The organism is Dickeya undicola (assembly GCF_000784735.1).
Classification (GTDB): domain Bacteria; phylum Pseudomonadota; class Gammaproteobacteria; order Enterobacterales; family Enterobacteriaceae; genus Dickeya; species Dickeya undicola.
The window spans coordinates 28361-49557 of the sequence record NZ_JSYG01000033.1; the positions used below are offsets into that span (position 1 = coordinate 28361).

Below are 21197 nucleotides of genomic sequence, written 5' to 3' on the forward strand. Positions count from 1 at the left end.
GTTATTCAATTATCTTTCGATGCAATGCATTGATTTTAAATAAAATTAACTGAATTTCACCGGATTATGCCACCACTAGCCCGAGAGCGGCCCCCTCGCATTAGAAATCGACAAATATGATCCCGATCGTGCCGATCTTCACACCACTGCCACCTTCGCCCTGGAGATGACCATCCAACAAAGGAGCGGCGTTTACCGCCGCGCTAGGCTGTGCCCAGCAGGACATCTCCATCAACACAACGATGACAATGGATGGCACAACATGAATAAACCTCTGCAGATATGGCGTACCCCGCTACTGGTGCTGACTCTCGCGCTGCCGCTGGCGGCGACAGGGGCGGTGAAACTGACGCTCGACGGCATGGACAGTACGCTGGACAACGGGTTGCTGAAAGTCCGCTTTGGCGCGGACGGCAGCGCCAAAGAAGTGTGGAAAGGCAGCACCAACCTGATTTCCCGTCTCTCCGGCGCGGCACGCGATCCGGATAAAAACCGCAGCTTTTACCTCGATTACTACTCCGGCGGCGTTAACGAATTCGTGCCGGAACGGCTGGAAGTCATCAAGCAGACGCCGGATCAGGTGCACCTGGCCTACATCGACGACCAGAACGGCAAACTGCGGCTGGAATACCACCTGATCATGACCAGCGACGTCAGCGGCCTGTACAGTTATGTGGTGGCCGCCAACACCGGCTCAGCACCGGTGACGGTCAGCGAGCTGCGCAACGTTTACCGGTTTGACGCCACCCGGCTGAACGAGCTGTTCAACAGCATCCAGCGCGGTACGCCGCTGTTGTACGATGAACTGGAACAGTTGCCGAAGGTGCAGGATGAAACCTGGCGACTGCCGGACGGCAGCGTCTACTCTAAATACGATTTCGCCGGTTATCAGCGTGAAAGCCGTTACTGGGGTGTGATGGGCAACGGTTATGGTGCCTGGATGGTGCCCGCCAGCGGCGAGTATTACTCGGGCGACGCCCTGAAGCAGGAACTGCTGGTGCATCAGGACGCGATTATCCTGAACTATCTTACCGGCTCGCATTTCGGCACCCCGGATATGGTGGCGCAGCCGGGTTTTGAAAAACTCTACGGTCCGTGGCTGCTGTACATCAATCAGGGCAGCGATCGGGAACTGGTGGCGGACGTCAGCCGCCGGGCCGAACATGAGCGCGCCAGTTGGCCTTACCGCTGGCTGGACGATGCGCGCTATCCGCGCCAGCGCGCTACCGTCAGCGGTCGCCTGCGTACCGATGCGCCTCACGCTACAGTGGTGCTGAGCAGCAGCACTGAAAACTTCGACATTCAGACCACCGGTTACCTGTTCACCGCCCGTACCAATCGGGACGGCCGTTTCAGCCTGCGCAATGTGCCGCCGGGCGAATACCGGCTGTCGGCCTACGCCGACGGCGGCACACAAATCGGCCTGCTGGCGCAGCAAACGGTGCAGGTGGAAGGCAAGAAAACCCGGCTCGGCCACATTGACGCCCCGCGTCCCGCACCGCTGGCATGGGCTATTGGTCAGGCCGACCGCCGGGCCGACGAATTCCGCTTCGGCGATCGCCCGCGCCTTTATCGCTGGCAAACCGAGGTGCCAGCCAACCTGACCTTTGAGATCGGCAAAAGCCGTGAGCGCAAGGACTGGTACTACGCCCAGACCCAACCCGGCAGTTGGAACATTCTGTTCAACACCCGCACGCCCGAGCAGCCTTACACCCTGAATATCGCCATCGCCGCCGCCAGTAACAACGGGATGACCACACCAGCCAGTTCGCCGCAACTGGCGGTGAAACTCAACGGTCAGTTGCTGACTACGCTGAAGTACGACAACGACAAGGCTATCTACCGGGGCGCGATGCAAAGCGGCCGCTACCACGAAGCACACATACCGCTACCCACGGGCGCACTACAACAGGGCAGCAACCGTATCACGCTGGAGCTGCTGGGCGGCATGGTGATGTACGACGCGATTACGCTAACGGAAACGCCACAATAACCGCCCAACGATAATCACGCCTCGTTCCGCGTCGGCATCAGGTCGGCGCGGAATTTCCCGCCGTTCTTTACCGATACTCATACCAACGAATCGAACTGATTGAGTTATGCGGTGGTCATCAAGGGGAGGGTTAGCCAGCGCCATTGCCTGGCTACTGTCGGATGAAGCCAGCTACGTCACCGGAAGTTTTATCGATCTGGCTGGCGGTAAATAGAGATTACAGTCACAGCCTATTTCATCGGCTGATAAAACAAAAACGCTGCGCATTAGCGCAGCGTCTTCAGCGTGTGTCATCGATAATGACTATCCCTTATTTCCTCACCTCTTTGCTGAGCGTCCGTTCTGGGTTCCCTGGTGTCGGATAGATGGCAGTCCGCGTCAACGACGTCGAAACCAACCAATTAGTTTGTTAACTATATCTTATGTTTATAATAAATTATCTGCACCACACAGATTAATTAATTTTTCTAACCGTTATAGCAACAAAAATAACCAAGTCAACAGATTAATGGACATTTTATGATCTTTAGTGTCTATTTTTAATAATGCCGTTACAGCAACCACCAATTAATTGAATAAGTTCACACTATTCCGCCCGTTTTTTCCGCTGTAAACACCCGCGACACGCCGTGATTACCGATTTTTTTTCTTGCTGACGGGATAGGTGAACGTAAGGCTTTATCGTAAGATGAACCTGTCTGAGAACTGACCTGAGAAGGGATGACCATGAAAACAACGAATGCTCAGCGCAAAACTAATATCATTAAAAATATTGAATATCTGATGCGTACCCGAGGCGAAACCAAAGCCTCGTTTTCTAACCGTACCGGGGTAACGCGTACCACTATCTACAAAATTCTTGAAGGTAGGGTAAACAAGGTTCAGCAATCCACCATCAATCGTATTTCCGATTTCTTTGGCGTGTCCTGTGAGGAAATCGAAGATTACGATCTGGAAAAGGTCGAGCGCCTGAACAATACCGTTTCTTTTGAAGGCAACAAAAATCCGGCGGCGATTCCCATCATTCCGCAGTCGCAATTGTTGTTGGCTCGGCAGCATAAGATTGGTCAGTTATCAGTTCAGTATCCGCTGACCTATTTCTTCGGAGAAGAAGCCAACATGGTGGCAGTACAGATCGAGTCACCGATTGGCGGCACGTTCTCTCCCGGTTCGCTGCTCATCATCCGACGGCCGCCTGCGCTGGTGCCGAATACGCCGATACTCTGTCACTCTCCTGCCACGGGATTTTTTGTCGACATCCCGGATTCGCCGGACATGGCGGACAGAAAACGCCCCGAGGACACCGTCCTGCTGGGATATATCATAGAGGAAAGGATATAAATGGATGCAAACAGGAAATTCAAGCTGCTGGGGTTTAACCACAGCGGCGAATTGTCAGCGAATATCATGGTGTTATCGACCGGCAAGACGATCCATATGGATCTTAAAGAGCTGGTCGACAGTGAAATTTCCGATGATCTGAGTCGGCACGAACTCAACGCACTGTACAAAAAACTCTATTCCGGCAAAGACATCACTACCGCCTACGATATCAGCGACAGAAACGAACGTTCCTGGCTGGCGTACCTGATTATTACCGCCGCACTCTGCGTCATCTATATTTTTTCCACCGTCAGCGGTGTTAAACCGATATTTATTCCGGCGCTGAATCTGGTGGTGCCACCTGCCGTTTTCGTCTACCCGCTGACCTTCATTTTGGTGGATATCCTGAATGAATTTTATGGCCTGCGGCTGGCGCGTCGCACCATCCTCATCGCCTTCTTCTTCCATCTGGCGTTTGTGCTCGGGCTGTGGGTTACCAGCCTGATCCCCGGTCTGCCGGAATGGGAATACAGCAAGACCTATAGCGGCATTGTGGAAAGCATGATGGCGGTACTGGCAGCTTCATCGCTGGCCTACCTGATCTCCGAAAACATCAATGCCTGGGTACTGCACAAAATCAAGATTCTGACTAAGTCCCGTTATCTGTTTATCCGCGTGATCACCAGTACGGTCACCGCTTCTGCTATCGACAGTGTGATTTTCTGCACCATCGCGTTTTATAATGTGCTGAGTTTTGACGTGATCCGCACCATGATCCTGTCGCAATTTCTGATCAAAGTAGTCTACGCGGTGTTGGGCGTCGGCCCAATTTACGGTACTCGCCGACTATTCAGAAAATACATTCATGCCGTACCAGCAAGGAACTGAGCGATATGCATATTACAGAAAACGATAGCATTACCCATCTGGGGGTGCGCTCCAGCTACCCAGACAAATACGACCCGGCGCTGCTGGAAGCACTGCCGCGCGCCCGTGGCCGCGATCTGGTTGGCCTGACCGGGCCGGACCTGCCGTTTAGCGGCTACGACCTGTGGACCGCCTTCGAGCTGTCGTGGCTCAATCACAAGGGAAAGCCGTTGGTGGGCATCGCCGAATTCATCATCCCGGCCAGTTCAGAAAACCTGATCGAGTCCAAATCGTTCAAGCTGTACCTCAATAGCTTCAACCAGACCCGCTTTCGCGATATCGGCGAAGTACACGCTACCTTGATTAAAGATCTGTCCGCCGCCGCCAATGGTGACGTCAAGGTTACCCTGTATCCGGGCCTGACCGGTTATCCGGCACAGATCGATACCCTGCCCGGCATCAACATTGACGAGCTGGACATCGAAGTGAACGATTACGGCTTCAACCCAGATTATCTGCAACACGCAGTGCGCGACAACGCGCCTTTGGTTGCGGAAACCCTGTGCTCTAACCTGTTGAAATCCAACTGTCTGGTCACTTACCAGCCGGACTGGGGCAGTGTGGTCATCAAATATGAAGGGCGTCAGATTGATCGGGAAGCGCTGCTGCGTTACCTGATTTCGTTCCGCCAGCACAACGAATTCCATGAACAGTGTGTTGAGCGCATTTTTAATGACCTCAAACGCTACTGTCAGCCGGAAAAACTGACCGTATTCGCCCGCTATACCCGCCGTGGCGGTCTGGACATCAACCCGTTCCGCAGCGATTTCGAAACCGAAGCTGCTACCGGCCGTCTGGTACGCCAGTAATTCCTGTCGCCTCCCCGCCGGGGAGGCGTTAGCGGTTTCCCGCTTCCCCTTGTGACAGTTGCTGCTTCAGCCAGGCGATAAACGCCGAAATGCGCGCTGGCACATGCCGCCGCTGCTGATAGACCGCGTAAATATCCGCTTCCGGCATAATATAGTCCGGCAACAGCGCCACTAATTCACCACTGGCAAGCCACGGGCGCACATCCCACAGCGAACGCAGGATAATGCCGTGCCCGTCCAGCGCGTAACGCATGATCACCTCGCCGTCGTTGGCGGAAAGATTGCCGAAAGCGCGGTGGGTAAACTCGCGCCCATCGCGGTAGAAACGCCACAATCCGTAATCACTCTCATACTGACGCAACACCAGGCAGTTGTGCCCGGCCAGGTCTGCTACCGTACCTGGCGTACCGCAGCGCGCCAGGTACGCCGGTGATGCGCACAACAGGCGCGGATTTGCCATCAACCGATGCGCCACCAGCCGGGAATCCGGCGGTGCGCCAAAGCGAATATCAATATCCACACCGGCGTCCAGCATGTTGAGCGGTTGACTGGTGAGCTGTAGCTGCACTTCCAGCTCACTGTGCTGGCGGGCGAAAGCGGAAATCAGCGGCGCGATATGGCGACGGCCGAAACCGAACGACGCGTTGACGGTCAACCGCCCACGTAGCGTTAGCTGGTTACGACGAACCTGGCTTTCCAGTTCCTCAATTTCATGCAGAATCGGCACTGCGCCGTCGGCGTACAACTGCCCTTCCGGCGTCAAATCCAACCGCCGGGTGGTACGCCTGATCAACTGTACGCCCAGCCGTTGTTCCAGTTGTGTCAGGCGTTTGCTGACCGCTGGTAGCGACAGGCCGCTTTCGCGCGCCACCGCTGTCAGGCTGCCGAGCGCGGCGATGCGGCTGAAGAACAGCAAATCGTCGATGACACTCATTTATTCTTCTCTTTTATTCAACAATGCCTTTACCAGAAGCGAAATTGTTTACATCGAATAGAGTAAATACACTCTCTGTTACCCAAGTGCAATCGATCAAAAAAACCGTTCAGGAGTTGCCATGTCTCAAGCGTGTTACCGCATTGCCGTTATCCCTGGCGACGGCATCGGCAAGGAAGTGATGCCGGAAGGGGTACGGGTGATCACCCGTGCCGCCGAACTGTTTGATATCCAGCTGGAGTGGGAATGGTTTGATTTCGCCAGCGCCGATTACTACCTCCAGCACGGCAAGATGATGCCGGACAACTGGTTCTCACTGCTGAAGGGCTTCGACGCGATTTATTTCGGCGCGGTCGGTTGGCCGGAGGTGGTGCCGGATCACGTGTCGCTGTGGCAATCACTGCTGCTGTTCCGCCGTGAATTCGACCAATACGTCAACCTGCGCCCTTGTCGTCTGATGCCGGGTGTAAAAGCGCCGCTGGCCGGGCGTCAACCCGGCGACATCGACTTCTATATCGTGCGCGAAAACACCGAAGGCGAGTATTCCAGCGTAGGCGGTGCCATGTTCGCTGGCACCGATCGCGAAGTGGTGATTCAGGAAACGGTGATGACCCGCGTCGGTGTCGATCGCATCCTCAAATTCGCCTACGAGCTGGCGATGAAACGCCCGAAAAAACATCTGACCTCCGCCACCAAATCCAACGGTATCGCCATCACTATGCCGTACTGGGACAGCCGTGTTGCGGAAATGGGCACGCGCTATCCAGAGGTGAAGGTGGACAAGTATCACATCGATATTCTTACCGCCAATTTTGTGCTGCACCCGGACTGGTTTGATGTGGTGGTCGCCAGCAACCTGTTCGGCGATATTCTGTCCGACCTTGGCCCGGCCTGCACCGGCACCATCGGCATCGCGCCGTCGGCCAACATCAACCCGGATCGCACCTTCCCCAGCCTGTTTGAACCGGTACACGGCTCAGCACCGGATATCGCCGGTAAAGGTATCGCCAACCCGATCGGCCAAATCTGGTGCGGGGCGATGATGCTGGAACATCTGGGACATGACGACGCTGGAGCCGCGGTACTCAGCGCCATTGAACACGTGCTGGAACAAGGGCCGGAAAACGCGCCGCTAACGCGGGATCTCGGCGGCAGCGGCAATACAACGGCACTGGGCGAAGCGATAGCGCAGGCGCTGAGTCGTTAAGGCTATGATCGTTAAAACTCTGATTCGTTAAAACGATGATTTGCGAAAACGATGAGCCGTTACCACACGTGAATTGAAGTAAAAGCGACGAAGCAAAAAACGAAGACATGAAAAAGGCCGCTGTCATAGCGGCCTTCTTATTAATACTGATCTGCTCAAGGGCAATTAATGCATGGCACCCGGCGGGATGTCTTTGTAAGCATTGATGTAAGCGACCAGAAGTTTTTTCAGGAATTTACGCACGTCGATCACCTTGGTTAATGAATGATTTGTGAACTTTCTGGTAAAAGATTGTACGTTTTGTTGAATCCTGACGCAATGCTTTTGTGACTCAAATCACAAAAAATTCAGAATCGCGTTTTGCTTTTCTCCGCCAGCCAGATAGCACGCCTGTTCAAATGTCTGAATCAGCATCATTTCTTTGCAACCAAAAACGCATCCAGGACCGGGATTGGATTATTCTTTGATATATAAAATTATTTCCCGGCTAAGACAAAAGCAGCCATACTAGCTGTGTCGCGTAATTCAGCGTGGCACTGGCGCGGGAGCGACCCGGCCTTTCACTGACGACGTAAAAACCTGCCCTATGGAAACCTGGAAACTCAACCTTTTCTCCGCCTGGCTGGGATGCTTTTTTACCGGCATGGCCATGAGCCAGATACTGCCGTTCCTGCCGCTCTACATCGAACATCTGGGCGTGAGCGATCACACCGCGCTCAATCTGTGGTCCGGGCTGGTATTCAGCTCCTCGTTTCTGATTTCGGCGATTGTCGCGCCGCTGTGGGGCAGCCTGGCCGACCGCAAAGGCCGCAAGCTGATGCTGCTGCGCGCCGCGCTCGGCATGTCGCTGGTCATGGGGTTACAGGGCATGGCCACCAACGTCTGGCAACTGTTTATTCTGCGCGCGCTGATGGGGCTGACCTCCGGCTACATTCCCAACGCGATGGCGTTGATTGCCTCGCAAGTGCCGCGCAGCCGCAGCGGCTGGGCACTCGGTACGTTGTCCACCGGGCAGGTGGCTGGGGTGCTGGTAGGCCCGCTGCTCGGCGGCTTCATGGCCGATACCATCGGTCTGCGTATGGTGTTTTTCGTCACCTCCGCCATGCTGTTTATCTGCTTTCTCATTACGCTGTTTGCCATCCGTGAAAACGCCATTACTGTCAGCAAAAAAGCACAGCTTAGCGGCCGGGCGGTGTTCGCCTCGCTGCCTTATCCGCTGCTGATTATCAGCCTGTGTTTCACCACCATGATGATCCAGATGGCGAACGGCTCCATCAGCCCGATACTGACACTGTTTATCCGCGACCTCTCTCCCAACATCGAAAATATCGCGTTTATCAGCGGCGTCATCGCCGCTGTGCCTGGCGTTTCTGCGCTGTTGTCCGCACCGCGCCTTGGCCGCCTCGGCGATCGTATCGGTTCTCAGCGAGTGCTGATCGTGGCGCTGTTTCTGTGTGCGCTGCTGTTCTTCCTGATGTCGGCGGTGCAAAGCTCGGTCCAGCTCGGCATCCTGCGCTTCGCGTTGGGTTTCGCCGACGGCGCACTGATGCCCGCGGTGCAGGCGCTGCTGGTGAAATACAGCAGCCAACAGGTGACTGGGCGTATTTTTGGTTATAACCAATCCTGCATGTATCTCGGCAACGTGGTCGGGCCGCTACTCGGCTCCACGGTTTCTGCCACGCTGGGTTACCGCTGGGTGTTCCTGGTCACCGCGCTGCTGGTGCTGATTAATAGCATCCAGTTGATGGTGAGCTTCGCCCGTATGCCAAAGAAAAGCTGACACCATCACGGAAGCCGGTATCCGGCTTCCGATTGCCATCCCGCATCTTGGATTGTTCATCCTGCTTTCATGTTTTTGTCATCCTCATCACCAAAGATAGCGCCTGTGCAAACGTATGCACTCCTGACAAAAGGCGCTCACTATGTTTGGCAACACCTCACTGATAGCAAAATCGCACAGCAAGAAAACCCTTTCCCGCCTGCTGCTCGCCGCCGGTCTGGCGTGCAGCATGGCGTCGCAAGCCGCCGACCTGGTGATCGCCGGGCGCGATGACGTTTACGGCAAGGCGCTCGACAGTACGCTGGCCCGTTTTCAGCAACAACATCCCGGCAAGCAGATAGAACTGCTGAAGCTGCCCTACGCCAACCTGTATGAAAAACTGGTGATTTCCCTGCGGGAAAACGCCTCGGCCTACGACTTGATGTTGATGGACGACAGCTGGAGCCCCGAATTCGCTGGTAACGGCTGGATCCAGCCACTGCCGGATAGCCTGCAAAGCAGCGATTTCATTCCGGCGGTGTTGAACGTGTCGCGCGTACCGGAAAACAGCGGCCCGGTTTACAGCCTGCCGGTGGTCGGCAACGTGGCGATGTTCGCCTACCGTCAGGACCTGTTCGACAAGCACCAGCTCAAGGCTCCCGATAGCTGGGACGCGGTGCTGAAAGACGCCAAAACGCTGCAACAGCAGGAGCCGGGCGTCTCCGGCGTGGTGTTCCGCGGCATGAAGGGCAACCCGATTGTTTCCGGCTTTATGCCGATGCTGTGGGCCTACGGCGGCAACGTGATCACTAACGGCAAAGCGTCGCTGGATTCGCCACAGGCGTTGCAGGCGCTTAATACCCTCAAAGCGCTGAAGGCATTCGCGCCCACCGGGGTAGAGGTGTACAACGCTGCCGACGTGCGCCAGGCGATGGAACAGGGCAAAGCCGCGATGGCGATCGAAGTCTGGCCTGCCTGGGCATCCACGCTGGACGACGCCACCAAATCCAAAGTGGTCGGTAACATGACGCTGCAACCAGCACCGGGGCAGAACGCCGGTCCGTCGCCAATGCTCGGCATCTGGCAAATGGCTATCGCCAAAAACAGCCAGCACAGCGAGTTGGCGCAGCAATTTCTGAGCTACCTGACCAGCGCTGACAACCAGAAAGCACTGGCGCTGGAACTGGGGCTGCCGCCAACCCGCCGCAGCGTGTATCAGGATGCGCAGGTGGTGCAGAAGTACCGCTGGTATCCGGCACAGTTGGCTGCACTGGAAGCAGGCAAAGCGCGCCCACGTATTCGCAACTGGCAGGAAGTGGAAAGCATCCTCGGCGACTACCTGCAACTGGCGCTGATGGATCAGATGCCAGCGCAGGTGGCGTTGCAGCAAGCCAATCAGAAGATTGCGCAAGTACTGAAATAACCGCTGTCGGGCGGGCCACGGCCCGCTCATTCAAGGACATCCCATGCATTTTGACTCCCGCTGGCAACGCTGGCTGCTGCTGATGCCCGCCGCCACGCTGCTGTTGCTGCTGACGCTCTACCCCATCGGCCAGATGCTGCTTTACTCCTTCAGCAAGGTGGATTACGCCGCCGCCAGCCGCAGTTGGGTCGGGCTGGAAAACTACCGTCAGTTGTTCACCGACTGGTTTTTCACCACCAGCCTGAAAAACACCCTGCTGTTCTCGTTCGGCAGTTCGCTGTTGCAGGTGCTGCTGGGGCTGGCGCTGGCATTGCTGCTGTATCGCCATTTTCCCGGCCGCCAGTGGGTGCTGAGCCTGCTGATCTACCCGATGATGATCTCGACGCTGGTGTGCTCGGCTATCTGGCGCGTGTGGTTTCATTACGATTTCGGGTTGCTCAACAACTGCCTGACCGCGCTGGGCCTGATGCCGCAGCCGTGGCTGTCCAGCCCGCATCTGGCGTTGTGGTCGTTGATGCTGGTGGATATCTGGCAGTGGACGCCGATGGCCTGCCTCATCATCCTTGCCGGGTTGCAGGCGATTCCCAAAGACGTGCTGGAAGCCGCACAAAGCGACGGTGCCAACGGCTGGAAGCGGCTGTGGTACGTCACGCTGCCGCTTGTCCGCCAGCCAATCATGCTGGCATTGCTACTGCGCTCCATCGATACCTTTAAGCTGTTCGACAAAGTGTACGCCCTGACCGGCGGCGGCCCCGGTTATGCCACCGAAACCCTGTCGCTCTATATCTACCAGCAAGGCTTCAAGTTCTTCAATCTGGGGCTCGCCAGCGCCGGTGCGGTGATCATGCTGCTGTTCGCGGCGGCCATGAGTCTGGTTTACGCCTGGCAACTGATGCGCGGAGGGAAAACCGCATGAGACTCCCCTACTGGCTGATGGCACTGCGTGCGCTGGCGCTGACCGTCGCGCTACTGTTTTTTACCCTGCCGATCCTGTGGATGGTGGCAGCGGCGTTTAAGTCCACCGCTGAATTCGCAAGCCTTGCCAGCCCGTTCTGGCCGCAACAGTGGACGCTCACCCACCTGAAAAGCCTGCTGAATAACGGCGTCGGCGAGCGGCTGTTTAATACCTTTTGGGTGGCCGCCGGTGCCACCGCGTTATCGCTGCTGACCGGGTTTCTGGCCGCCTACACGCTGGCCCGCCACCGTTTTCCGGCACGGCTCGACAGCCTGTTTTTGTTGCTGGTGTTGCTTATCAAGATGATGCCGCCGATGGTGGTGGCGATCCCGCTCTATTCGCTGCTCAAATCGCTGCATCTGCTCAACAGCCTGACTGGGCTGATGCTGGCTTATCAGGTTTACACCTTGCCGTTCTGCATCTGGATGCTGCTCAGCTTTATCCGCGACGTGCCGCTGGCGCTGGAAGAGGCCGCGGCGATGGACGGTGCCGGGTTATGGCGACGGCTGCGCTACATTGTGCTGCCGGTGTGCGCCCCCGGTCTGGTCGCCACGGCGATCTTCACCCTGATCATGGCGTGGAATGAATTTCTGTTCGCTCTGCTGTACCTGCAAACCCCGCAGCAATTCACGCTGCCGCTGTTTATCGCCAACTTCATGACCGAAAACCAGATCTACTGGGGAGAACTGATGAGCATCGGGCTGCTGTCTTCGCTGCCGGTGCTGCTGGTGGCGGGCTTTGTTCAACGTTATTTGCTGCGCGGCTTTGCCGTCAGCCAGAAATAGGACTCGCAGATGAGTGAATTACGGTTACATCAGGTCGCCAAGCGTTACGGTCGTCAGCCGGTGCTGCACGGCATCGACCTGCATATCCGGCAGGGAGAACTGGTGGTGTTCGTCGGCCCGTCCGGCTGTGGTAAATCCACCCTGCTGCGCACCATCGCCGGGCTGGAACAGCAAGACAGCGGCCAGATCCTGCTGGGTGACGAGGACATTTCGCGCCAGCCGCCGGGTCAGCGGGAAATGGCGATGGTGTTTCAGTCCTACGCGCTCTACCCACACATGACCGTGGCAGAAAACATGGGTTTCGCGCTGAAAATGGCCGGAGAACGGCGTCAGGCCATTAACGAGAAAGTGGCGCAGGTGGCGGAGATGCTGCAACTGACGCCGTTGCTGCACCGCAAACCCGGCGCGCTCTCCGGCGGCCAGCGTCAGCGGGTGGCGATTGGCCGCGCTATCGTGCGTAAACCGCGCCTGTTTTTGTTTGATGAGCCGCTGTCCAATCTGGACGCCAAACTGCGCACTCACACCAGGGTGCAACTGAAAGCACTGCACCAGCAACTGGCCGCCACCATGATTTACGTCACCCACGATCAGGTGGAAGCGATGACGCTGGCCGACCGCATCGTGGTGCTGCATGAGGGCCGTATCGCCCAGGTGGGGACGCCGGAAGAGCTGTACCACCAGCCCGCCACGACCTTTGTCGCTGGGTTTATCGGTACGCCGGAAATGAACTTTTTCCCGTTGCCATCGGGCCAAATGCCGCCTCCCGGCCAACTGCTGTCGCCGTGGCTGCAACGGTTGGACTGTGATGAACGCGCCGCCACCCTCGGTATTCGACCGGACGCCTTTGAAATCACCGGAGGTATTCCGACCTTTAAGGTCGACCTGGTGGAAAATCTGGGTGCGCAGTATCACCTGCACGGTCACTTCATCCACGAGCCTTGCCTGACGCTGGTGGTGGAAGGCCGCCACCCGGCGCATATCGGCCAGGAGCTGGCATTGCAAGTCGCGCCGGAACGTTGTCACTGGTTTGACGCGGCCGGTCAACGCTTGCCGCAACCCTCGCGTGCCAGCGGGCAGGAGAGCCAGCATGGAGCTTGAGATTCTTGGCAGCGGCGAAGCCTATGACAGCCAACGGGTCAACGCCGCGATACGGGTCAGCGAAGGCGGATTCCAGTTACTGGTGGATTGCGGCCCGACCGTACCGCAGGCGCTGTGGCAGCGCCAAACCGCGCCGGACGACATTCACGCAATCTACATTACCCATGCTCACCCCGACCACACACTCGGCCTGACCACCTGGCTTAACTGGTGCGAATCCTGCGGGCGTACCGCGCCGCTGACAATTATCGCCCCGCGCCAGCAACGGCCGCAGTTGCAGCAACTGGTGGATTTCGCCTTTTGGCCCGCCGGTCGGCCGCTGTTCACCCTGAACTGGCAGAACAGCGAAGACCTGAGCGAACTGGGACCGTGGCGCTGCCAGACCGCGCCGACCCGCCATTCGGTGCCCAACCACGCCCTGTGGCTCGGCGGCGAACAGGGGTCGTTGTTCTATAGCGGCGACGGCCAGTTAACGCCCGCAAGCGCTGCATTACTGGCTCGTGCTGATCTGGCGCTGGTGGAGTGTTTTTCGCCTCAGGTCGCGGACAATGCCTACCACGGCAACTGGCCACAGGTGCAGACGCTGGTTCGCAAACCGGGCGCATCGTTAGGGTTGTATCACGTGCAGCAGTCGCAAAAAGCGGCGCTGCAACCGCTTATCGCCGCCGTTCCCAGCGTATTTCTGCCGGAACAAGGCGACCGGGCGCAATGCCGCAATGGGCGCTGGCACATCACCAGGGACGCTGAACATGAGTAAAAAACGTATCACCTCGATTGATGTCGCCCGTTGTGCCGGTGTTTCGGCATCCGCAGTATCACGCACCTATTCCGCGCCGGGTAAGGTCAGCCAGGCGACCAGAGCACGGGTGCTGGCGGCGGCAAATGAACTGGGCTATCGCCCTAATGCGCTGGCGCGGGCGCTGGTCAATTCCGGGCGACAAGGCTCCGGCATTGTGGCGGTGGTGATGGGCGAATTCGACAACCCGTTCCAGCCCTGGCTGTTCAGCTTGCTGACGCAGGCGCTGCAACAACACGGGCTGGTGCCGATGCTGGTCAGCATCACCGATCAATGCGATATCCGCGCCCGTCTGCAACAGGCACAGTCGTGGCAGGTGGAAGCGGCGATCATCTCCGCCGGTAGCCTGTCTCGCGAAGCCACCGAGCGCTGTCTGGAATTGTCGCTACCGATGGTGCTGATGGGCCGGGAGGACCAGCGTGAAACCGTCACCGCGGTACTGTCCGATAACCGGCTGGCAGGCGAACTGGCGGCAGACCACTTGTTCTCGCTGGGGTTGACGCAACTGGCCTATATCGGCGGCCGTCAGGACGGGCAGGCGTCGCTGGAGCGGTTGGCGGGGTTTCGCCAGCGGTTGACTTATCACGGCTTGCCGGAACCTGTCGTGACGGATAACCCGGATTACGCCTACCACAGCGGCTATCACGCCATGTGCCGGTTGCAGCAACAGCATCCGCTGGTCGAAGGCGTGTTTTGCGCCTGCGACGCGCTGGCCTTCGGAGCCCTTGACGCCCTGCGCCTGACCAACGGCCCGGCTTGCAAGGTGGTGGGTTGCGACGATACCCCGCAGGCAGCCTGGGAAGGATACCGCCTGACCACCGTCCGCCAGCCGGTGGAGCTGTTGGTGGAGCAAGTGATGCGCCACCTGCAACGGGTGCTGAGCGGCGAAGCGCAGAAAGGGGAAACCGTCCGTATTAAACCGACGCTGGTTGTGCGTTAACCGTATGTAGCCGCATCACGAGTGAGCCGCATACCGCGCTTAGGCTGTTATCGGGCGATACTCATCGCCCGATTGCTGTTTTCCTTTGCCATAAGCCGGTTATTCACGCGGTATCGGATCACGCAACAGAGGCTCACGCAACGTCGAATCACGCAACATTGGGTGATGCCGTTCCATAAAATCCAGAAAACGGCGCACCATTGGAATACCGGCGCTGCGTTTGAGGTAACTTACCGCAAATGTGCGGTTAATCGGCGTCGCCATCGGGCGAATCACGATATCGTAACCTTTCAGGCTGCTTGCCACTGACGTGCACAGAAACACCACCCCGCCGTGATGCATCACCAGATCCATAATGATGTCGAGATTGCTGCATTCCCGAAAGCAGGTGTCTTCCAGCCCGGCGCGGCTGAATGCCGCTGACACAGCGGCATGTTCACCGGTGCCTTTTTGCGGCACAATCGGCCGTTCCTGCGCCATTTGGTCAAGCGTCAGGCTCGCTTGAGCCGCCAACGGGTGGCCCGCCGCCATCACAGCCACCAGACTCTCTTCGAGAAAAATGGTGTGATTAAACAGCGGGTCCTGAAGGTAGTCGTCGAAGGGTGTCGAGAGTGAAACATGGATCTCGGCACTTCTCACCTTTTCCAGCAGGTCACTGCTGACGCCATCGATAAACGACAGTTCGATATTCGGGTGCTGTTTTTGAAACAGCGTGAAGACATCGTAGTATTTCAGCCGATTGAAGATCGGAATCACCCCCACCATTAGGGCACCATCCTGACTGTCTTCATACGACTGCACAAATTGTTCAACGTCATAATATTCCCGGATCAGCGGTTTGATTTTGTCATCAAAGGCTTCACCGAATGGTGTCAGTGCAAATTGACGGGTAGTGCGATTAATCAGTTTCCTTTCCAGTTCCTGTTCCAGCCGGGATATTTCCTGAGAAAGAAACGCCTGAGAGATATTAAGTGACTTGGCTGCACGGGTAAAACTCCCTTTGCGCACCAGCTCATGGTAATAAAGTGCTCGCTTGATACTTATCATGATTATATTTATTTATAACCTTAACGAATATTAATTATATTAAATTACGAAAATACTAATGTGAGATTAAGCACACTTGCATTAATCCCAGTCGTGATAGCCTGCCTTCTGATTTTTTTCCTTCCTGTATTGATAGGACAAGCATCAGTTACATAATAATCCTAAGGAATATTCCATGCGTACCCTCCCATTGAAAATGCTATTGTTGTCCGCAGTGACACTTACCGGAGCCGCTCAGCTGACAAACGCCATGGCCGCAGACAACATACATGAATTAACCCTGACACCCCGCCAACCGGTGGTTAAACTGATTTCCGACGTGGTTTACTCCCAGGAGCCGATGCGTGGTTATGCCAATGTGGCCTTGAAAATGGACATCCTACAGCCGGAAGCGAAATCACCGCAGCCCGCCGTACTGTTCATCACCGGTGGCGGCTTCATCAACGCCAATAAAGACAGCTACATCCAGCAGCGGCTGAAACTGGCGGAAGCCGGTTACGTGGTCGCCAGTATGGAGTACCGCGTAGCACCAACCGTGCTGTTCCCAGCCCCACTGGAAGACGTCAAATCCGCCATTCGCTATCTGCGCGCCAACGCGAATAAATTTGGCATCGATGCCTCGCACGTGGCGGTATTCGGCGCTTCCGCTGGTGGTTATCTGGCCGCGTTTGCTGGCACCACCAACGGCAACAAGCAGTTTGACCGCGGCGAGCACCTCGACCAGAGCAGCCAGGTGCAGGCGGTGATCGATTTCTACGGCCTGTCGGACCTGACCCGCGTCGGTGAAGGTTTCCCGGACGACGTAGTGCAGAAACACGCCTCGCCGTCTTCCACCGAGGCTATCTGGGTCAACGGCACCTCGGTGTTCAATGAGGGCGGCCCGATTACCCGTTTCCCGGAGAAAACCGCCGCTGCCAACCCCATCACCTACATCGGCCAGCATACCCCGCCGTTTTTGATCATGCACGGCAGCGCCGATACACTGGTTTCACCGCGTCAGACCGAAATTCTACACCGGGCGCTGATAGCTCACGGTATCGACAGCACCTACTATGTGGTGAAAGGCGCTGAGCATGGCGGCGTTTACTGGTTACAGCCCGAGATCATGCAGAAAGTGATCGCGTTCCTGGATCGTCACTTGAAGCCATAATGGCTGATGGTCATGGCGGTTAACAGACTGCCAGGCACAGTTTTTAACGCTGGGAAAAACCTTCGTATTACATTTAAAGAATTTTCCAGCCATCTGAAACGCCTCGCAGGAGGCGTTTTTATTTTCTTATTTTTTATATTCCCTCGAAAATAAATCATCTCGAACGTTAATTCTTGCGCCACATCATTTTCATTTATTTCCACCAAAATAGGCTTTCCTCACGCAAATCAAAAAAGACAATAAAATAACAACATGACACAATTAAATAACAACAAGGGTGAAAACGAGACAATAATAACACTACTACGCCAGTTATCGTATTTTGCAATTATTTTTATCCGAATATACAAAAAATTAAATGTGAAGCGCGCCACATATCCCGCCAGATACGCATGTTCCAATTATTCACGCCAACAGATTTTATTTCCCGACACACGGGCTTTGTCGTTATTTATCACGCTCACTGAATACCGATGAGTAAGAAAATAAAAAATTGATTTATTGCTGAGCAGATATCGGTTGCGCCAGACCTAATATCTACCTCTGAAAGGTTATTTTATGGAAAATTACACCCGACGCCGTTTTATTGCCATTATGGGTAGCGCGCTGGCTGTTTCCGGCAGCGGGTTGCCCGCGGTCGCGCAGGAAACGGCAACGCCCTCCGGCCCGCGCCCCGTCAAATACGGTATCCTGCATAACGAGCTACGCTGTATCGGCTGCAAAGCCTGCATGACCGCCTGCCGCAAAACCAATCAGGTGCCGGAGGGCGTCACCCGGCTGGATATTCTGCAAACCGTCGATATCCCCGCCACCGACAGCAGTAAACCGATCAAACAGTTCTTCCGCCAGTCTTGCCAGCACTGCGATAACCCGCCCTGTGTATCGGTCTGCCCGACCGGCGCGTCGTTCAAGGACGCGCTGACCGGCATTGTTGATGTCAACGACAAGCGTTGCGTCGGCTGCCGCTACTGTATCGCCGCCTGCCCGTACCACGTGCGCTTCATCAACCCACAGACTCACACCGCAGATAAGTGCAACTTCTGCCGGGAAACCAATCTGGCAGCAGGCAAAAGACCGGCCTGCGTCGAGATCTGCCCGACCAAAGCGCTGGTGTTCGGCGATCTCAACGATCCGGATAGCGAGATCTCGAAAATGATCAAAAACAATCCGATCTACCGCAGCAAAGTCTACCTGGGCACCGGCCCCAACCTCTACCGCATCCCCGGTAAATACGGAGAGAGCGACCATGCATAACGCTTTTCACTTTCACTCGCTGGTGTGGGACTGGCCAATTGCGGTGTACCTGCTGCTGGTGGGGATCTCATCCGGGATGATGACGCTCACCCTGTTGTTTCGCCGCTATGTGCCGCAGGAATATCATCACGCCAACCCGCTGGTCGTCGCCACCGCTATCGTAGCACCGCTGTCGGTCATGCTGGGATTGCTGATTCTGATTTTCCATCTGGCCCGGCCGCTGACCTTCTGGTATCTGCTGCTGTTCTACAACCCGACGTCCATCATGTCGCTGGGTGTCATGCTGTTTCAGGTGTATTTGCTGGTGATGCTGCTGTGGCTGCTCGCGCTGTATCGCCAGCCATTGCTGGGCTGGTGTGAAAACCGTCTGTCCGCTCGCCTGAATCAGACGTTCGCCAGCCTGCTGAACGCCCTCGTGCGCCGTATCCGCCTGCTGGAGAATCTGCTGCTGGCGTTGGCGCTGCTACTGGGCTGTTATACCGGCTTTCTGCTCTCGGCGCTGAAGTCGTTCCCGCTGTTGAACAACCCGCTGCTGCCGGTGCTGTTTCTGGTATCCGGCGTGACTTCCGGCATCGCCGTGATGCTGCTGGTGGCGTCATCATCGCGCTGGCGCGATGCCTGCCCGCAAACGCTGCACTTTTTGCACCAGTTGGAAAAACCGGTGGCGATCATCGAACTGTGTTTGCTGTTCGCCTTTTTCATCGGCCTGCTGTTGGGTGGCGGGCAGAAAACCGTCGCGGCACAGGCGGCGTTGAGCGGCTTCTGGGGCGCGGTGTTCTGGCTGGGGATTCTGGGAGCCGGTATTCTCGTGCCGATGGCCGCGGGTGCCATACCCGCGTGGCGTCATGCTGGCGGCCGACTGACATTGACCACCGCCACACTGAGTCTGCTCGGTGTATTTTTACTGCGACTGTTCGTGCTGTACGCCGGACAGATGACGGTAGCCTGATCATGACCGGCTCACGTGCGCTGTTCTGGCTGGCATCAGTGGCGTTCTTCATGCAATCGCTGGATACCACCATGCTGTATGTCGCCATTCCGGCGATAGCGCGCACGTTGCACCAGCCGGTACTGCGCATGGAGCCGGTCGTGATGGCTTACCTCATCGCCGTGGTGGCGTTCACCCCGATCAACAGCTGGCTAAGCCAGCGGCTGGGAGAACGGCGCACCTGCCAGTTGGCATTGTTGATATTTATCGCAGGTTCACTGTTGTGCAGCCAGGCCACGTCAGGCGCTGCACTGGCGGTCTGGCGCTGCCTGCAAGGCATCGGCGGGGCACTGTTGCTGCCGGTGCTCCGCACTCAGGTGCTACGTACGACGGCTCCCGAACAAAAACTGCCCTTTCTTAACCGCATGACACTGCTCGGCCTGCTTGGCACCCTGACCGGCCCACTGGCGGGCAGCCTGCTGACCGATGTCTTCGGCTGGCGCGCCATTTTCCTCGCGCCGATCCCGCTGTCGCTGTTGTGCCTGTGGCTGACCGGATACGCCATTGCGGATGGCGTCACGCCGTCGTCACGCCGTATTCCGCTACGTAGCCTGCTACTGCTGACCGCCGCGCTGTCGTTGTTTGCCTTGCTGCTGGTCACCGCCCCCAAAAATCTGCTGCCGTTACCGGTGCTGACGCTGCTTGCGCTGGCGGGCGGCGGCTGTGGCTGGTTGTACCTGCACGGTGATCGTCATGCACGCGAAGCGCTACTGCCTACCTCGCTGTTCGGCATTCGTACCTTTTATGTCGGCGTGTGGGGTGGCGTACTGACCCGGCTGCTGCTGGCGTCAATACCAGTGCTGATTTCGCTGGTGACCCAGACCACGCTTGGCCTGCCACCCGCGATGGCTGGAATCATCATGCTGCTGTTTTCCACCGGTGCCCTGCTCGCCAAGCTGCTGTTTGAACCGCTGGTGCGTCGTGCGGGTTATCGCCAGTTGCTGATCGCCGCCACGTTGCTGGCGGCCATCGCGGTGCTGGCGCTCGGTGCCGCCATCCAGCACCAATCGCTGTCGTGCATCGGCGTGCTGTCCGGCTTGCTCGGCGTACTAACCGCGCTGCTGCACTCGGCGGAAAGCACGCTCGCCTGCTGCCATCTGGAAAACGATACCTGTAACAGCGGCAACAACATCCTGCTGCTGAGCCAACTGCTGGCGGTGATGCTAAGCATGGCACTGACCTTTCCGGCGCTGCGGGCGCTCTCGCGCCTGTCGCCGTGGCTACACATCAGCCCGTTTAGCCTGCTGCTCGTGCTGCTCGGGGTTGGCCTGGCCCTGAGCTGTCTACTGTTTCGTCATCTCGGCCATGAGGACGGGAACGTATTGCTGTCGCCGTCCCCCTGAACAGGCGGCTCGGTTTTTTATTCATCAACATGTCGTTAATTAACAGAGTGAAATCACGTATGAAGAGACGTTCAATCACATTACTCATCAGCCTGCTTTGTGCCGCCAGCACCGCCGCCGTGGCGCAAAGTGATCAATTCAAGGCCGGGACTTATTCCGCCGCTAAGCAGGGCATCGGCGGCGATGTCACCGTCACTCTGGAGGTGGATGCGAACGGCACGGTCAACAAGGCCAGCATCGACGCCCCGTCGGAAACGCCGGAAGTGGGCGGTGAAGCCGCTCAGGAACTGGCGAAAACCATGACCGACAAAAAGACCATCAATGTCGATGGCGTTTCCGGTGCCACCATGACCAGCGGTGCCGTGCATGACGCGGCACAAGAAGCTTACGAAAAAGCCCGTCTGCACTGATTCATGGCTGTCGGCGCTGCCCGGCCTGCCGTGTGTTATTTCGTGAAAACGATAAA

21 protein-coding genes and 1 pseudogene are annotated in these 21197 nt (G+C 56.9%); 18 read left to right on the forward strand and 4 right to left on the reverse strand.

Features of this window, described 5'->3' with window-relative positions; translation table 11 throughout:
• The first annotated feature begins 262 nt into the window (after window positions 1-262).
• The 5 genes and pseudogenes from OB87_RS15445 to queF all read left to right on the forward strand — a co-directional run bounded on the left by OB87_RS15445 (window position 263) and on the right by queF (window position 5052).
• A complete protein-coding gene (locus tag OB87_RS15445; RefSeq protein ID WP_033570307.1) occupies window positions 263-1993 on the forward strand; it encodes a polysaccharide lyase family protein in 1731 nt (576 codons plus the stop codon).
• 133 nt (window positions 1994-2126) lie between these two features.
• Window positions 2127-2207: pseudogene (locus tag OB87_RS20410) on the forward strand (NAD(P)-dependent oxidoreductase); the annotation flags it as partial.
• 512 nt (window positions 2208-2719) lie between these two features.
• On the forward strand, window positions 2720-3334 hold the full coding sequence (locus tag OB87_RS15450; protein ID WP_033570308.1) for a helix-turn-helix domain-containing protein: 615 nt from the start codon (window positions 2720-2722) through the stop codon (window positions 3332-3334).
• Entirely contained in the window at window positions 3335-4204 is an 870-nt protein-coding gene (locus tag OB87_RS15455; protein ID WP_033570309.1) for a queuosine precursor transporter, read from the forward strand.
• A gap of 5 nt (window positions 4205-4209) precedes the next feature.
• On the forward strand, window positions 4210-5052 hold the full coding sequence (queF, locus tag OB87_RS15460; RefSeq protein WP_033570310.1) for an NADPH-dependent 7-cyano-7-deazaguanine reductase QueF: 843 nt from the start codon (window positions 4210-4212) through the stop codon (window positions 5050-5052).
• Window positions 5053-5080: 28 nt separating this feature from the next.
• Here the strand turns inward: queF and OB87_RS15465 are convergent, their stop codons facing one another.
• A complete protein-coding gene (locus OB87_RS15465; RefSeq protein WP_033570311.1) occupies window positions 5081-5986 on the reverse strand; it encodes a LysR family transcriptional regulator in 906 nt (301 codons plus the stop codon).
• A gap of 121 nt (window positions 5987-6107) precedes the next feature.
• On the opposite strand from OB87_RS15465, the gene OB87_RS15470 reads away from it, so the two are divergent.
• Window positions 6108-7193: a tartrate dehydrogenase gene (locus tag OB87_RS15470; RefSeq protein WP_033570312.1), complete on the forward strand. Its 1086-nt coding sequence runs from the start codon at window positions 6108-6110 to the stop codon at window positions 7191-7193.
• A gap of 165 nt (window positions 7194-7358) precedes the next feature.
• On the opposite strand, the gene azuC is transcribed toward OB87_RS15470, so the two are convergent.
• Complete coding sequence (azuC, locus tag OB87_RS21190) at window positions 7359-7445, reverse strand: stress response protein AzuC (protein ID WP_119958309.1); 87 nt, start codon at window positions 7443-7445, stop codon at window positions 7359-7361.
• A gap of 334 nt (window positions 7446-7779) precedes the next feature.
• On the opposite strand from azuC, the gene OB87_RS15475 reads away from it, so the two are divergent.
• The 7 genes from OB87_RS15475 to OB87_RS15505 all read left to right on the forward strand — a co-directional run bounded on the left by OB87_RS15475 (window position 7780) and on the right by OB87_RS15505 (window position 14949).
• On the forward strand, window positions 7780-8973 hold the full coding sequence (locus tag OB87_RS15475) for a multidrug efflux MFS transporter (protein ID WP_033570313.1): 1194 nt from the start codon (window positions 7780-7782) through the stop codon (window positions 8971-8973).
• A 142-nt stretch (window positions 8974-9115) separates the two neighbouring features.
• Complete coding sequence (locus tag OB87_RS15480) at window positions 9116-10375, forward strand: ABC transporter substrate-binding protein (RefSeq protein WP_050515731.1); 1260 nt, start codon at window positions 9116-9118, stop codon at window positions 10373-10375.
• Between the two features lie 43 nt (window positions 10376-10418).
• Complete coding sequence (locus tag OB87_RS15485; protein ID WP_033570314.1) at window positions 10419-11291, forward strand: carbohydrate ABC transporter permease; 873 nt, start codon at window positions 10419-10421, stop codon at window positions 11289-11291.
• Entirely contained in the window at window positions 11288-12115 is an 828-nt protein-coding gene (locus OB87_RS15490; protein WP_033570315.1) for a carbohydrate ABC transporter permease, read from the forward strand. The genes OB87_RS15485 and OB87_RS15490 overlap by 4 nt, the downstream gene beginning before the upstream one ends.
• 9 nt (window positions 12116-12124) lie before the next feature.
• A complete protein-coding gene (locus OB87_RS15495; RefSeq protein ID WP_033570316.1) occupies window positions 12125-13213 on the forward strand; it encodes an ABC transporter ATP-binding protein in 1089 nt (362 codons plus the stop codon).
• Window positions 13203-13970, forward strand: coding sequence for an MBL fold metallo-hydrolase (locus OB87_RS15500; RefSeq protein ID WP_033570317.1), 768 nt, complete (start codon window positions 13203-13205; stop codon window positions 13968-13970). The genes OB87_RS15495 and OB87_RS15500 overlap by 11 nt, the downstream gene beginning before the upstream one ends.
• The gene (locus OB87_RS15505) at window positions 13963-14949 is read left to right on the forward strand and encodes a LacI family DNA-binding transcriptional regulator (protein WP_033570318.1); all 987 of its coding nucleotides are present in this window, start codon (window positions 13963-13965) and stop codon (window positions 14947-14949) included. The genes OB87_RS15500 and OB87_RS15505 overlap by 8 nt, the downstream gene beginning before the upstream one ends.
• A gap of 99 nt (window positions 14950-15048) precedes the next feature.
• On the opposite strand, the gene OB87_RS15510 is transcribed toward OB87_RS15505, so the two are convergent.
• Entirely contained in the window at window positions 15049-15996 is a 948-nt protein-coding gene (locus tag OB87_RS15510; protein WP_050515732.1) for a LysR family transcriptional regulator, read from the reverse strand.
• Window positions 15997-16171: 175 nt separating this feature from the next.
• Here OB87_RS15510 and OB87_RS15515 point away from each other — a divergent pair, with 175 nt between their 5' ends.
• Window positions 16172-17146, forward strand: coding sequence for an alpha/beta hydrolase (locus OB87_RS15515; RefSeq protein ID WP_033570319.1), 975 nt, complete (start codon window positions 16172-16174; stop codon window positions 17144-17146).
• On the opposite strand, the gene OB87_RS20730 is transcribed toward OB87_RS15515, so the two are convergent.
• The gene (locus OB87_RS20730; RefSeq protein WP_152605900.1) at window positions 17131-17349 is read right to left on the reverse strand and encodes a hypothetical protein; all 219 of its coding nucleotides are present in this window, start codon (window positions 17347-17349) and stop codon (window positions 17131-17133) included. The two genes, OB87_RS15515 and OB87_RS20730, sit on opposite strands and share 16 nt — an antisense overlap.
• Window positions 17350-17704: 355 nt before the next feature.
• On the opposite strand from OB87_RS20730, the gene OB87_RS15520 reads away from it, so the two are divergent.
• Genes OB87_RS15520 through OB87_RS15535 form a run of 4 tightly spaced genes read left to right on the forward strand, consistent with a single transcriptional unit; the run spans window position 17705 to window position 21141 of the window.
• A complete protein-coding gene (locus OB87_RS15520) occupies window positions 17705-18400 on the forward strand; it encodes a 4Fe-4S dicluster domain-containing protein (RefSeq protein ID WP_033570320.1) in 696 nt (231 codons plus the stop codon).
• Window positions 18393-19349, forward strand: a complete 957-nt coding sequence (nrfD, locus tag OB87_RS15525; protein WP_033570321.1) for a cytochrome c nitrite reductase subunit NrfD — start codon at window positions 18393-18395, stop codon at window positions 19347-19349. Before OB87_RS15520 ends, nrfD begins: the two co-directional genes overlap by 8 nt.
• Before the next feature lie 2 nt (window positions 19350-19351).
• Window positions 19352-20731: an MFS transporter gene (locus tag OB87_RS15530; RefSeq protein ID WP_033570322.1), complete on the forward strand. Its 1380-nt coding sequence runs from the start codon at window positions 19352-19354 to the stop codon at window positions 20729-20731.
• 59 nt (window positions 20732-20790) lie between these two features.
• Entirely contained in the window at window positions 20791-21141 is a 351-nt protein-coding gene (locus OB87_RS15535) for an FMN-binding protein (RefSeq protein WP_033570323.1), read from the forward strand.
• The last annotated feature ends 56 nt before the right edge of the window (window positions 21142-21197 follow it).

What these genes read in the sequence shown, in the direction of transcription:
- OB87_RS15445 (WP_033570307.1), top strand. Translation starts at nt 263, where the DNA reads ATGAATAAACCTCTGCAGATATGGCGTACCCCGCTACTGGTGCTGACT.
- OB87_RS15450 (WP_033570308.1), top strand. Translation starts at nt 2,720, where the DNA reads ATGAAAACAACGAATGCTCAGCGCAAAACTAATATCATTAAAAATATT.
- OB87_RS15455 (WP_033570309.1), top strand. Translation starts at nt 3,335, where the DNA reads ATGGATGCAAACAGGAAATTCAAGCTGCTGGGGTTTAACCACAGCGGC.
- queF (WP_033570310.1), top strand. Translation starts at nt 4,210, where the DNA reads ATGCATATTACAGAAAACGATAGCATTACCCATCTGGGGGTGCGCTCC.
- OB87_RS15465 (WP_033570311.1), bottom strand. Translation starts at nt 5,986, where the DNA reads ATGAGTGTCATCGACGATTTGCTGTTCTTCAGCCGCATCGCCGCGCTC.
- OB87_RS15470 (WP_033570312.1), top strand. Translation starts at nt 6,108, where the DNA reads ATGTCTCAAGCGTGTTACCGCATTGCCGTTATCCCTGGCGACGGCATC.
- OB87_RS15475 (WP_033570313.1), top strand. Translation starts at nt 7,780, where the DNA reads ATGGAAACCTGGAAACTCAACCTTTTCTCCGCCTGGCTGGGATGCTTT.
- OB87_RS15480 (WP_050515731.1), top strand. Translation starts at nt 9,116, where the DNA reads ATGTTTGGCAACACCTCACTGATAGCAAAATCGCACAGCAAGAAAACC.
- OB87_RS15485 (WP_033570314.1), top strand. Translation starts at nt 10,419, where the DNA reads ATGCATTTTGACTCCCGCTGGCAACGCTGGCTGCTGCTGATGCCCGCC.
- OB87_RS15490 (WP_033570315.1), top strand. Translation starts at nt 11,288, where the DNA reads ATGAGACTCCCCTACTGGCTGATGGCACTGCGTGCGCTGGCGCTGACC.
- OB87_RS15495 (WP_033570316.1), top strand. Translation starts at nt 12,125, where the DNA reads ATGAGTGAATTACGGTTACATCAGGTCGCCAAGCGTTACGGTCGTCAG.
- OB87_RS15500 (WP_033570317.1), top strand. Translation starts at nt 13,203, where the DNA reads ATGGAGCTTGAGATTCTTGGCAGCGGCGAAGCCTATGACAGCCAACGG.
- OB87_RS15505 (WP_033570318.1), top strand. Translation starts at nt 13,963, where the DNA reads ATGAGTAAAAAACGTATCACCTCGATTGATGTCGCCCGTTGTGCCGGT.
- OB87_RS15510 (WP_050515732.1), bottom strand. Translation starts at nt 15,996, where the DNA reads ATGATAAGTATCAAGCGAGCACTTTATTACCATGAGCTGGTGCGCAAA.
- OB87_RS15515 (WP_033570319.1), top strand. Translation starts at nt 16,172, where the DNA reads ATGCGTACCCTCCCATTGAAAATGCTATTGTTGTCCGCAGTGACACTT.
- OB87_RS15520 (WP_033570320.1), top strand. Translation starts at nt 17,705, where the DNA reads ATGGAAAATTACACCCGACGCCGTTTTATTGCCATTATGGGTAGCGCG.
- nrfD (WP_033570321.1), top strand. Translation starts at nt 18,393, where the DNA reads ATGCATAACGCTTTTCACTTTCACTCGCTGGTGTGGGACTGGCCAATT.
- OB87_RS15530 (WP_033570322.1), top strand. Translation starts at nt 19,352, where the DNA reads ATGACCGGCTCACGTGCGCTGTTCTGGCTGGCATCAGTGGCGTTCTTC.
- OB87_RS15535 (WP_033570323.1), top strand. Translation starts at nt 20,791, where the DNA reads ATGAAGAGACGTTCAATCACATTACTCATCAGCCTGCTTTGTGCCGCC.